Source organism: Synechococcus sp. LTW-G (assembly GCF_054459035.1).
Genome location: NZ_JBTKYW010000001.1, coordinates 523,504 through 532,701 on the forward strand (window position 1 = coordinate 523,504; position 9,198 = coordinate 532,701).

The following is a 9,198-nucleotide window of genomic DNA, read 5'->3' on the forward strand; positions in this document are numbered from 1 at the left end:
GCTAGGCCGGAGGCAGAGGCCATGGACGCGATGAATCACATTTTTGAGGTCTTTCACTCCGGGCCGGCTGACTATGGCCGCTTCCACGTGGTCGCAGAGAACCGGCAGCAGGCAAAGTCGCTCGCCGAAGCGGACTACCCCCAACACCAGTTCGCGGTCTTCCGCAGCGAGCTGATCAGGCCGGAGTGGCGCTACCAGCTGCTCAACGAGTGGCGCTCGACGCTCTAGCCCCGAGGAGTGTCAATCCGCGCTGGTGGAGCGCGAATAGATCAACCCCAACTCCGAGGCCCAGGCCAGCAGGTTGTTGGTGGCGGTCAGCACCTCCAAAGAACGGCTCCAGGCCTCATGGAGATCAGGGGCCTCCAGGACGTAGTGCTCGGCCCATTCGTAGGAGCGCACCAATCCGCAGGCCTCCTTGAGGCGATGGGGCGTGAGCGCATGGGACTCCACGCGCTCGATCAGCCCCTTCTCCCAAAAGGCCCGTCCCACACCCCGATCACCGGAGAAACTCTGGTGCAGCGTCGTGAGGACAGTCTCGAATTCTGGTCGTTGGATCTGGTCCATGAACCAGCCCTAACACTGTCTAAATACCTCGCGCAGGCGGAAAATTCAGGCCAGGCCCAGGCTTGCCAATCCCCAGGCAGCTGAGCCATGACTGATCGGCAGACGAGGAGGCGATGGAGCATTGCGCAATCAATCCAGACCGGGTGCTGGTGATCACCCCCAAGGGCTCCAGCATCGAAGCCCTGCGTGATGGCGACTACCGGGTCTGCTGGGCCTCAGGCCTCTGCCAGACCGTCACTGGTTTGCACCGAGCCAACTCCCTGCTCTATTGGCATGAAGAGAACAGCCCTTGACGCCAACGAAGGGGCTTGTTTGATGGGCTCGACTGCGGATCCTTGATGAAGATCAAGACGGCGTCACTCCAGAGCACCGCCCGAGAGACCCTGGGCCTATTGGAGGACCTGCGCGCTGAACTGGCCCCCAGCACGATGGGCACCGCGCAGTGGAGACGAATCAACCAACTGGAAGACAAGGTGCTGGCACTCCTGGCCCTCACCCAGGCCAGCTAGGACACAAAAAAGCCCCCGGGTGATCCGGGGGCCAGTGTTTTAAGGCCGGAGAGCGGACCTAGGCGTCAGCGCTGGTGCAGCGCTTGAGGTTCTGCCAATCCTCAAGAACATGACCGCAGCCATTGACGACACAGTGGAGCGGATCATCGGCAACGATGGTGAAGATGCCCGTGGATTCAGTAATCAAGTCACTGATCCCCGGGATCAAGGCACCACCACCGGCGAGCACGATTCCGCGGGCGTGAACGTCAGCGGCGAGCTCAGGGGGAGTGCTCTCCAGGACGCGCTTAATCGAGTCGACGATGGCACCAAGAGGTTGTTGGATCGCCTCACGAATTTCACCGGCGGTGACGGTGATGCTCTCGGGAAGTCCGGTGCGGTTGTTGAAGCCGCTCACCTCCATATGCCGCTCATCGTTGCGGGCATTGGAATGGGCCGAGCCGATGCTGATCTTGACCTTCTCAGCGGTGGATTCACCGATCACCAGGCCATAGGTCTTTTTGAGGTAGTCCGCAATGCTCTCGGTGATTTCATCACCGGCAATCCGAATGGACTCGCTCGACACGGGTGAGCCGAGGCTCAGAACAGCCACGTCGGTTGTGCCACCACCGATGTCAACGATCATGCTGCCGACAGGCTCGGTGATCGGCAGGCCAGCGCCGATGGCGGCGGCCACGGTCTCATCGATCAGATAGACCTCTTTGGAGCCGGTGATGCCAGCTTCACGGACAGCCCGGCGCTCCACGTCGGTGATGCTGCTGGGGATGCCAACCACCATGCGAGGGGCGGTGGACTTACCGGCATTGCCGCGGCGCATGAAGGTTTGGATCATGAGCTCGGCGGCGGCGTAATCAGCAATCACGCCATCGCGCAGGGGACGAATCGCCTGGATCGCTTTAGGTGTTTTACCGATCATGCGTTTCGCGCCTTCTCCCACCTCCAGTGGGATGCCGCGTTCTAAATCAAGAGCGACAACTGAGGGCTCGTCGAGGACGATACCTTTGCCTGATACGTACATCAGGGTGTTCGCCGTCCCCAGATCGACACCGATGGAGGAGCTAGTCCGGAAAGGCCAGAACATGGTGTTTTTTGCTGATCAACCCAAAACTGATCAAACCTGAATATCCGTTCTTCGGACTTAATCAAATCTTCCACTCTTCGATGCAACTCGTCGAAAACCAGCTCAGCGCCACTGATCCCACAGGGCCACAAGGCGCTCCTGATCGGCACTGGGACTACTGCTGCAGAGGTAGGCATCCGGCCTAATCAGATAGGTCTGGCCAGCCACGTAGCCCTCCTGGGGTTCTGCGCTGGCCGGAACCAACCAATCGCTCGCCAGGGCAGAGCCGGCCGGCGGCAGCGGCGCACCAACAGACAGCAACACAAAGCGACCGGAGCGCAGCAGGGCGTGCAGTCGCGTCTGGCAACTGGGGCCCTGGCAGGGCAGATCCGGCGTGCGCTCACCGGGGCGCAGTCCGCCTCCTGAGCGAGCCAGAACCGGAGCCAGGGCGCTGCCGCGGTAGTGCAGATCGGTCTCGCAGAGCTGCGCCACCAGGCGACCTTGAACGCGACGACTGCGGCCCAAATTCATGAACGCCAGATTCCGCAGCCGACGCAGCAGGGGCTGCCGCAGCAGAGCCACCCGCGTCAACACACCGGCATTGCGCAGCACCCGATCGCCAATCCCGCTGCGTTCCGGGGAATAGGTCTCCAGCAGCTGTGGCCCCGCCTTGCCCTGCAGCACTAGGGCCAGTTTCCAAGCCAGGTTGAAGGCATCCTGCATGCCCGTGTTCATGCCCTGCCCCCCAGCTGGGCTGTGGATATGGGCCGCATCCCCCGCCAAGAAGACCCGACCGACGCTGTAGCGATCGACCTTGCGCTCGTTGATCCGGAAATGACTGAGCCAGATCGGATCATGGGCGCGGAAGTCTGATCCCAAGCGCTGCTCCACCAGGCTCTGAACCTGCTCCAGGCTCGGATCGGCCGCCTCCGTCCCCGAGACATCGCCAATGATGCGGAAGCGATCTCCGACGATCGGGAACAGGGCCAGGATCCCCTCGGGATTCCAGACCACGGCCACCTGATCGGAAGCTGCGGGGCCGTCGAGCTTGACGTCGGCCAGAACCCAATTGGATTCCAGGGTTTCGCCGCTGTAGGCCAGACCCAGCTGATGGCGCACAAGGCTGTGGGCACCATCGCAGCCCAGCAGATAACTGCACTCCATCGTTTCCTTGCTGCCATCAGCTCGGCTGAGTTCGGCCGTCACACCGCCATCGGAGGCGGTGAACCGGCTGAGTTCCAGCTGGCGCTCGACTGACACGCCCCGCTCCGCCAGCAACTGGGTCAGGACCGCCTCCGTGCGGTTCTGGGGAATCATCAAGGCGTAGGGGAAGGCGCTCTGCACCTTGGAAAAGGAGAGCGCCGCCAGCAGGCGTTGACCGGCCTGGATCCGAGCTCCATGGCCCGGAATCCCAGCCTTCAAGAAAGGCTCAACGCAGCCCTGGAGATCCAACAACTCCAGGGTCCGCGGCCAGATCACTAGGGCCTTGGAGCGCTCGGAGGGTTTCGGCTCCCGTTCCACCACCCGAACGGCGATGTCCTGCTGACGCAGGGCCAGCGCCAGGGTGAGACCCACCGGCCCCGCTCCAACCACCAACACCGGTTGGGACATCAGACCAACGTCAACTCTCCGCCAAGGCTGCACAACAACACGCGTTGGGTATGGAGAGTTCCACTTCTTTTTTGGCGGCTTCTTTCACTGAAAGAGCAATCGCCGCAGTGCGTTAGGGTCGATTTATAAAGCGAAGCAGAAATGACCCTCGGCCGATTTCTGGTCTTCTTTGTGATCGGCCTGGTGCTGGCGACGGTGCTGAACCTGACCTGGCTCTATTGGATCTTGGCGGCGGCCGCCGCCACGGTTGCGATCAAGCTTTGGCTGAACCGATAGCGCGATGACGGAGACCACCACCCATAACGGGGCGAACTACAAGCTGACCCGACTGCCCTCCGCCCTGGATGCCAGCAAGGCGGCCAATCGGATTCGGCCCTGGCTCAGCCGCAGCGAAGAACAGCAGCGCGCCAGCGAACGCATCGCTCGGGTGCGCCGCGAAAGCGGCATCCCCTCCCCTGACGAGTGGATGTGGTGAGCATGGAACGCACGCTCAAGGGCATTGCCTATGTCTCGGTTTGGGTGATCCTCTGGGGGACAGTGGCGTCCGTGATGGATTACGTCCTGCTGGAGCGTGAGCTGTATGGCACGGGCAGCTTCGGCCAAGCGACCACCTTTGTGGCCTACGGCCTCGCGAGCCTTGTGTTGGCCTGGCGCTTCGCTCCGCGCTTCCTGCAGAGCGACGACTGAGCCTTAGCTCTGGGGCTTAGCAGCAGGAGCATCCCCCTTCGGCGGGCTCTTCTGGGGAACACTGACCTGGCCGCACTGGTCGTCGAGGACAGGCTTGTAGGAAGCCCGCACCTCCATCCAGTCCGTAGCGGGATCGCGCTGCTCAAACACGGCGAAGTGCTCAATCAACAGGCCATCCATCGCCTGCATGGAGCGGCAGAGGCGATAGAGATCGCCCGAATTCTGAGCCTTCAAGACCCGTTCGTAGTGCCCCATGAACTGGGCATAGGGATCAGGCTCCGCCGCGAAGACTGGAGCAGCCAAGACGGCAACGGCAGCCGCAGAAGCGCCCAGAAGACGGGCCAGAGGGGATGCAACGTTCATGCCGATGACCCTACCGAGCGAGCCAAGACCCGATCTTTTTCTCTGAATAGAGAGAACAAACACAGACAATCTTCAACAGGGAGAGAAGCTGAACTCAGGCCAATCGCAGCAGATCTACCGCTAGCGGTAGGTGGATCTTTCCATGGAATACGCCATGTCAAGACATCAACTTGAACTGTTCATGCGTAAAGCCAAGGGCAACACAAGCATGCAGCGCGAGCTCGACAAGTGCGGCGAGAACAACAGCTGCGTCGTTTCTGTTGCCCGCAAGCATGGACACAAGTTCTCCCCAGCGACCCTGACCCGCTGGCAGCACGACCACAGCGAGGAGGCTCCGCACACGCACTAGCGCGATCACAAGGCAAGACGTCCGAAGCCGGCTCCAATCGGGGCCGGCTTCTTAGTGTTGGGCTCATCGGCCGATGCCCCGTTGAACCGCCGCTGGCTTCTGCTGTTCGCGCTGCTGGCCGCTCCAGCGGCCCAGGCCCAGTCCCTGCTCAGCCTGCAACAGGCGGCCATGCGCTGCTTCAACGGTGGTTCGCGGGCGGACTGCAGCGCGGCGATGGGAACCTCCCATCAACTGAAAAACCGCGCCGATGATGCCAACCAACTGCGCTGCTACACCGCGCTGCTCGGACTGGAATCGCGGCTAAGCATGGCCATGCAAGGGACGGGATCTCTGGATCGCGATCACAGCAGCCTGAAGGAAACGTTTTTCGAATGTCAGGCCCTCAATCCGAGCTAGCCCAGCAATCCGCTGCCAGCCTTGAGGGCAGAGGGGAAGGCCCAGCCCATGCACTCTGCACAAGCGCTACGTGAGCGTTATGCCAACGGCAGCAGCACCCCCGGAGAGGTCAACGCGATTGCGCGGGTCTACGCCTCGATCAAGCAGCTGAGCTTCCCGCAGGCCCTCGAGGAGGTCCATGACGGCCTGGGCTACGGCATGGGGGAGGACCTCGACTGCAAGCAGGGGGGATTTCCCTGGCGGGAAGTCGAGCGCTCCTTGGTCCCCGCCGGTCGGCGCTGGATCAACGGACTGGAGCCGTCCGTAGCTATGTCTGGAGAGAGCCGCTGAACCCCAATGAACGGTTGGCGCCAGAGCAGCTTGGCCATCGGCACCGCCGCACTGCTTGGATTCTCAATGCAGGGCCTGGCTGCGGAAGGATCCGTCTCCTCGCAATCACCCCTTAGCCGCCAACAGGCCTGGCAGGAGGCCATGTCACAACTGCCCAAGGGGGCCAGGGTGACCAGCAGCAACTGCAACGACGTGGAGATCGGCTACGGCAATACGCGCTACTACTGCGTCTTGACCTTCACGCAGCCCGATCCAGCCGAAGCCGAACACAAAAAAGCCGCCGCCCAGGACTAGGCGCGGCGGCTTCGATGAACGGTCTCAGCTCTTGGCGGAAGCCTGAGACAGGAAGAAGACCAGCAGGGCAATCAAACCTGCACCGCCGAGGGCCGGCAGGATCACGGGAACGCCTCGGGGAGCGACAGCGGAGGCAAGCACGAGGTAGTCCATTCCGGAACGATCAGAACTGGATTTTTTTAGCACCGCCGCAACGGAAAGCGGGGGTTTCCGAGACCTGTCGAAAACCAGCCGTTAGAACCACTCGGTCTGGGCCTCTTCGGCGGTGTTGACCCGAGCGTGGGGGGTGCGGCGCTCAAACTCCATCGCAATGGAGCGCTCCTGCTCACCATCAGCGGCAATCGCGCGGACCGGGTAGAGCTGCTCACCATCACGGAAGGGGACGTGAATGCGGAAGCTGCCATCGCGCTCCAGCTGAATCTGCTCGTCACCGATGAACAGGCTGGCGGCTGGATCCGTGGCGCCGTAGACGATCAGCTCGGCATCAGCCACCAACCAGAAGGAGCGCTGACGGGCTGCGCCAGCACCGGACTCGGTGCGGCCACTGGCCCAGACACCCACCCCGGAATCATTCAGGGGACCAGGGCCCGCCAGGTCGTATTCGTGCAGCACCTCGGAGCCGACTCGGCGGCTACGGGTGGGAAGGGTCGCCCGCTGGTAGTGCTGCTCGTGCTGCACGCCCGCACCAAAGCTGGGGGTGGTCAGCGCTTGAGGAGCAGCGCTCGGGCCAACCTCCAGGGAGAAGGGAACAAAGGCATCGGCAATGCGCTGGGAGGGCTCCATGCCTGGGACATGAGCCACGGCCGAGAAGGCCAGGGAATACCAACTACCGGAGCGCAGGCGATAGCCCAGCTCAACGCGGTAGTCGCGGCCATCGAGGGGCACGGGCAAGAACCATTCACTGGCGTTGCCATCCACCACCAGCTCCTGCAGGGTGTGGGGATGGGACTGCTCGCCGCCTAGGCCCGTCACGTCCGCTAGACGAATGCAGAGCTGGGTCGCACCGGCCTTCTGGGCGCTCTTGCGATCCGCCGCGCTGATGGACCAGAAGCAATAGGCCCACTGGGGATCACGGGGTAGAAACACCACGTGGGTGGAAGCGTCCTGGACACCCTCGACAACCTCGATGGAGTCACCCGAAGGCGGGGAGATGCCAGGAACCGTCTCCTTAATCTTTTCTTTGATCCCGGAGGGAATCAGGTCGCGGATCCAGCCGAAAGGACGCTGGTTGCTGCTCTTGGGGTTGGAGTTGCTTTGCGTCACGGTTCAGCCCTGGATGGCGATGGGATCCATCGTCACCGACTTCCCTCACGCAGCAGCGGCTCTGTCAGCGGATCGCTACGACAGGCGACCGCATCACTCAGCCAGCAACTGCTCGCGCGCTTGGGCCAGGGCCTGTTTGGCCTCTTGGCTGACCTCGGGATAGCGCAGATCCAGGCCATCCAAACGCTCAATCACCGCCGCCGCGACCACCAAGCGGGTGAACCACTTGTGATCGGCCGGGACAACAAACCACGGCGCATGGGCTGTGGCGGTCTCGCGAATCATCTCCTCATAGGCCTGGCTGTAGTCCTCCCAGAACCCCCTCTCGCGGATATCGGCCGCTGAAAACTTCCAGTTCTTCTCGGGACGCTCCAAACGCTGCAGAAAACGGCGTTTTTGCTCCTCTTTGGAAAGGTGCAAGAAGAACTTCAGGACCACCACCCCGTTGCGGCTCAGATAGCGCTCGTAGTGGCGAATGTCCTCGAAACGCTGTTGCCAGAGCTTTGGCCCGACCAAATCAGGCGGCAAGGACTGCTTGGCCAACAGCTCCGGATGGACCCGCACCACCAGGGTCTCCTCGTAGTAACTGCGGTTAAAAATCCCGATGCGCCCGCGCTCCGGCAGGGCTTGATTGGCGCGCCAGAGGTAATCGTGATCGAGGTCCAGCGCAGAGGGGGCCTTAAAGGAGGTCACCTGGCAGCCCTGGGGATTCACCCCACTCATCACATGCTTGATCGTTCCGTCCTTGCCCGCGGCGTCCATCGCTTGAAAGATCAGCAGCACCGCCCACTTGTTCTGGGCATAAAGACGCTGCTGCAGCTCCGAGAGCATCTGAACGCCCTGCTCGAGTGCCTCTCGGGCCGCCTTCTTGTCGGAGGGCAGATCCAGGGTGTCGCCAGGATCGATCTGATTCAGCCGGAATCCATCCCCGCTCTCGATTCGATAGGGCCTGGTGAGGTGATGGCACTGCGTGAGCACCTGGCTCAGTTCCCTCTCCATCGGCAGCCTCAGAACCGCAATCGCCTGAAGTCACCCTGACCACCACAGGAGGCAATGTCAGCCCTGACAGCCACTGAGCCGACTGCACAACTGGTTTTTCTCTGAAGAGAGAAAAAGAAATCCCCCTAGGACACCTCGATCTCACGCGGGAGTCCCATGGGTCGCAAGCTTGGTCAGCTGCTGGGTGGCTGCGTTCTCGCCGCAACCCTGGCACCATCCGCCGCGGCCCAAGAGCTGGCCATTGCCGAGCCGGAAGCGCCAGCCCCAAGGCTGACGCTTGAGCGCACCAACCGCCGCCTCCCCCGCACAGGGGATCCGATCTGGGACCTGAAACTCGAGATCCCTGGACAACCGGTGCGGCATTTCGAAGCCGTCAGCGGACGGGCGGAATACCAAGGCGCCAACCGGCACCAACTGGGTAGCCAGGCGCCCCTCCCGCCAGGGACCTATTCGATCGGCGCAGTCGAACCATTGGGCCATGAGTATCCGCGGGAGCTCGGCCCCGTCTGGATCGGCCTCGAGCCCCTCTTCAGCACGGGCCGCCGCGTTTTAGGAATCCACCTGGACCCCAGTGCCGGCCGCAACTGGAACAGCGGAACCGGCGGTTGTATCGGCCTGATCCACAGGGACGAGATGTTGAGCCTGGCCGAGCTGGTCCACCGCAGTGCAGCCCAGACCCTGATCGTCAGCAACTAAGCAGAAGCACCCGCTGCCAACCGCCCAGGTCCTGGCTAAAGCAGAAGTACCGCCGAGGTGGAACAGCGGCCATCAGC

At 62.4% G+C, this 9,198-nt stretch carries 18 protein-coding genes; 11 read left to right on the forward strand and 7 right to left on the reverse strand.

The features are described from left to right. The first annotated feature begins 30 nt into the window (after positions 1 to 30). Positions 31 to 228, forward strand: a complete 198-nt coding sequence (locus tag ACXIQ9_RS02885) for a hypothetical protein (protein WP_156797860.1) — start codon at positions 31 to 33, stop codon at positions 226 to 228. 12 nt (positions 229 to 240) lie between these two features. Here the strand turns inward: ACXIQ9_RS02885 and ACXIQ9_RS02890 are convergent, their stop codons facing one another. Then, positions 241 to 564, reverse strand: a complete 324-nt coding sequence (locus ACXIQ9_RS02890; protein ID WP_010316070.1) for a hypothetical protein — start codon at positions 562 to 564, stop codon at positions 241 to 243. A 113-nt stretch (positions 565 to 677) separates the two neighbouring features. Between ACXIQ9_RS02890 and ACXIQ9_RS02895 the strand changes: the two genes are divergently transcribed. Then, a complete protein-coding gene (locus tag ACXIQ9_RS02895) occupies positions 678 to 857 on the forward strand; it encodes a hypothetical protein (protein ID WP_010316068.1) in 180 nt (59 codons plus the stop codon). 45 nt (positions 858 to 902) lie between these two features. Next, positions 903 to 1,073 carry a hypothetical protein gene (locus tag ACXIQ9_RS02900; protein WP_156797859.1) on the forward strand — a complete coding sequence of 57 codons (171 nt, stop codon included), beginning with the start codon at positions 903 to 905 and terminating at the stop codon, positions 1,071 to 1,073. A 58-nt stretch (positions 1,074 to 1,131) separates the two neighbouring features. Here the strand turns inward: ACXIQ9_RS02900 and mreB are convergent, their stop codons facing one another. Then, on the reverse strand, positions 1,132 to 2,154 hold the full coding sequence (mreB, locus tag ACXIQ9_RS02905) for a rod shape-determining protein (protein WP_296421545.1): 1,023 nt from the start codon (positions 2,152 to 2,154) through the stop codon (positions 1,132 to 1,134). 102 nt (positions 2,155 to 2,256) lie between these two features. Beyond that, positions 2,257 to 3,744 (reverse strand): FAD-dependent monooxygenase, encoded by a 1,488-nt coding sequence (locus ACXIQ9_RS02910; protein WP_459015509.1) that lies wholly within the window; start codon positions 3,742 to 3,744, stop codon positions 2,257 to 2,259. Between the two features lie 141 nt (positions 3,745 to 3,885). Between ACXIQ9_RS02910 and ACXIQ9_RS02915 the strand changes: the two genes are divergently transcribed. Genes ACXIQ9_RS02915 through ACXIQ9_RS02925 form a run of 3 tightly spaced genes read left to right on the forward strand, consistent with a single transcriptional unit; the run spans position 3,886 to position 4,431 of the window. Next, a complete protein-coding gene (locus tag ACXIQ9_RS02915; RefSeq protein WP_010316060.1) occupies positions 3,886 to 4,020 on the forward strand; it encodes a hypothetical protein in 135 nt (44 codons plus the stop codon). 4 nt (positions 4,021 to 4,024) lie between these two features. Continuing rightward, positions 4,025 to 4,219 (forward strand): hypothetical protein, encoded by a 195-nt coding sequence (locus tag ACXIQ9_RS02920; RefSeq protein WP_010316058.1) that lies wholly within the window; start codon positions 4,025 to 4,027, stop codon positions 4,217 to 4,219. Positions 4,220 to 4,221: 2 nt separating this feature from the next. Further along, on the forward strand, positions 4,222 to 4,431 hold the full coding sequence (locus ACXIQ9_RS02925; RefSeq protein WP_029626211.1) for a hypothetical protein: 210 nt from the start codon (positions 4,222 to 4,224) through the stop codon (positions 4,429 to 4,431). A gap of 3 nt (positions 4,432 to 4,434) precedes the next feature. Here ACXIQ9_RS02925 and ACXIQ9_RS02930 read toward each other — a convergent pair whose 3' ends face one another. Beyond that, entirely contained in the window at positions 4,435 to 4,794 is a 360-nt protein-coding gene (locus ACXIQ9_RS02930; protein ID WP_424163172.1) for a hypothetical protein, read from the reverse strand. A 154-nt stretch (positions 4,795 to 4,948) separates the two neighbouring features. On the opposite strand from ACXIQ9_RS02930, the gene ACXIQ9_RS02935 reads away from it, so the two are divergent. The 4 genes from ACXIQ9_RS02935 to ACXIQ9_RS02950 all read left to right on the forward strand — a co-directional run bounded on the left by ACXIQ9_RS02935 (position 4,949) and on the right by ACXIQ9_RS02950 (position 6,163). Next, the gene (locus ACXIQ9_RS02935; RefSeq protein ID WP_247479923.1) at positions 4,949 to 5,143 is read left to right on the forward strand and encodes a Nif11 family protein; all 195 of its coding nucleotides are present in this window, start codon (positions 4,949 to 4,951) and stop codon (positions 5,141 to 5,143) included. An 81-nt stretch (positions 5,144 to 5,224) separates the two neighbouring features. Next, entirely contained in the window at positions 5,225 to 5,539 is a 315-nt protein-coding gene (locus ACXIQ9_RS02940) for a hypothetical protein (protein ID WP_459015512.1), read from the forward strand. 48 nt (positions 5,540 to 5,587) lie between these two features. After that, a complete protein-coding gene (locus ACXIQ9_RS02945; protein WP_247477611.1) occupies positions 5,588 to 5,869 on the forward strand; it encodes a hypothetical protein in 282 nt (93 codons plus the stop codon). A gap of 6 nt (positions 5,870 to 5,875) precedes the next feature. Continuing rightward, a complete protein-coding gene (locus ACXIQ9_RS02950; RefSeq protein WP_247477610.1) occupies positions 5,876 to 6,163 on the forward strand; it encodes a hypothetical protein in 288 nt (95 codons plus the stop codon). Between the two features lie 24 nt (positions 6,164 to 6,187). On the opposite strand, the gene ACXIQ9_RS02955 is transcribed toward ACXIQ9_RS02950, so the two are convergent. The 3 genes from ACXIQ9_RS02955 to ACXIQ9_RS02965 form a co-directional block, all read right to left on the reverse strand. After that, positions 6,188 to 6,316, reverse strand: coding sequence for a hypothetical protein (locus ACXIQ9_RS02955; RefSeq protein ID WP_010316044.1), 129 nt, complete (start codon positions 6,314 to 6,316; stop codon positions 6,188 to 6,190). Between the two features lie 81 nt (positions 6,317 to 6,397). Continuing rightward, positions 6,398 to 7,426 (reverse strand): DUF4912 domain-containing protein, encoded by a 1,029-nt coding sequence (locus ACXIQ9_RS02960; RefSeq protein WP_459015515.1) that lies wholly within the window; start codon positions 7,424 to 7,426, stop codon positions 6,398 to 6,400. Positions 7,427 to 7,519: 93 nt separating this feature from the next. Beyond that, on the reverse strand, positions 7,520 to 8,425 hold the full coding sequence (locus tag ACXIQ9_RS02965; protein ID WP_459015517.1) for a polyphosphate kinase 2 family protein: 906 nt from the start codon (positions 8,423 to 8,425) through the stop codon (positions 7,520 to 7,522). A 156-nt stretch (positions 8,426 to 8,581) separates the two neighbouring features. On the opposite strand from ACXIQ9_RS02965, the gene ACXIQ9_RS02970 reads away from it, so the two are divergent. Continuing rightward, positions 8,582 to 9,121, forward strand: a complete 540-nt coding sequence (locus ACXIQ9_RS02970) for a L,D-transpeptidase (RefSeq protein WP_459015519.1) — start codon at positions 8,582 to 8,584, stop codon at positions 9,119 to 9,121. Positions 9,122 to 9,198: the final 77 nt, after the last annotated feature.

Coding starts and splice junctions, on each gene's coding strand:
- ACXIQ9_RS02885 (WP_156797860.1), top strand. CDS start 31: ATGAATCACATTTTTGAGGTCTTTCACTCCGGGCCGGCTGACTATGGC.
- ACXIQ9_RS02890 (WP_010316070.1), bottom strand. CDS start 564: ATGGACCAGATCCAACGACCAGAATTCGAGACTGTCCTCACGACGCTG.
- ACXIQ9_RS02895 (WP_010316068.1), top strand. CDS start 678: ATGGAGCATTGCGCAATCAATCCAGACCGGGTGCTGGTGATCACCCCC.
- ACXIQ9_RS02900 (WP_156797859.1), top strand. CDS start 903: ATGAAGATCAAGACGGCGTCACTCCAGAGCACCGCCCGAGAGACCCTG.
- mreB (WP_296421545.1), bottom strand. CDS start 2,154: ATGTTCTGGCCTTTCCGGACTAGCTCCTCCATCGGTGTCGATCTGGGG.
- ACXIQ9_RS02910 (WP_459015509.1), bottom strand. CDS start 3,744: ATGTCCCAACCGGTGTTGGTGGTTGGAGCGGGGCCGGTGGGTCTCACC.
- ACXIQ9_RS02915 (WP_010316060.1), top strand. CDS start 3,886: ATGACCCTCGGCCGATTTCTGGTCTTCTTTGTGATCGGCCTGGTGCTG.
- ACXIQ9_RS02920 (WP_010316058.1), top strand. CDS start 4,025: ATGACGGAGACCACCACCCATAACGGGGCGAACTACAAGCTGACCCGA.
- ACXIQ9_RS02925 (WP_029626211.1), top strand. CDS start 4,222: ATGGAACGCACGCTCAAGGGCATTGCCTATGTCTCGGTTTGGGTGATC.
- ACXIQ9_RS02930 (WP_424163172.1), bottom strand. CDS start 4,794: ATGAACGTTGCATCCCCTCTGGCCCGTCTTCTGGGCGCTTCTGCGGCT.
- ACXIQ9_RS02935 (WP_247479923.1), top strand. CDS start 4,949: ATGTCAAGACATCAACTTGAACTGTTCATGCGTAAAGCCAAGGGCAAC.
- ACXIQ9_RS02945 (WP_247477611.1), top strand. CDS start 5,588: ATGCACTCTGCACAAGCGCTACGTGAGCGTTATGCCAACGGCAGCAGC.
- ACXIQ9_RS02950 (WP_247477610.1), top strand. CDS start 5,876: ATGAACGGTTGGCGCCAGAGCAGCTTGGCCATCGGCACCGCCGCACTG.
- ACXIQ9_RS02955 (WP_010316044.1), bottom strand. CDS start 6,316: ATGGACTACCTCGTGCTTGCCTCCGCTGTCGCTCCCCGAGGCGTTCCC.
- ACXIQ9_RS02965 (WP_459015517.1), bottom strand. CDS start 8,425: ATGGAGAGGGAACTGAGCCAGGTGCTCACGCAGTGCCATCACCTCACC.
- ACXIQ9_RS02970 (WP_459015519.1), top strand. CDS start 8,582: ATGGGTCGCAAGCTTGGTCAGCTGCTGGGTGGCTGCGTTCTCGCCGCA.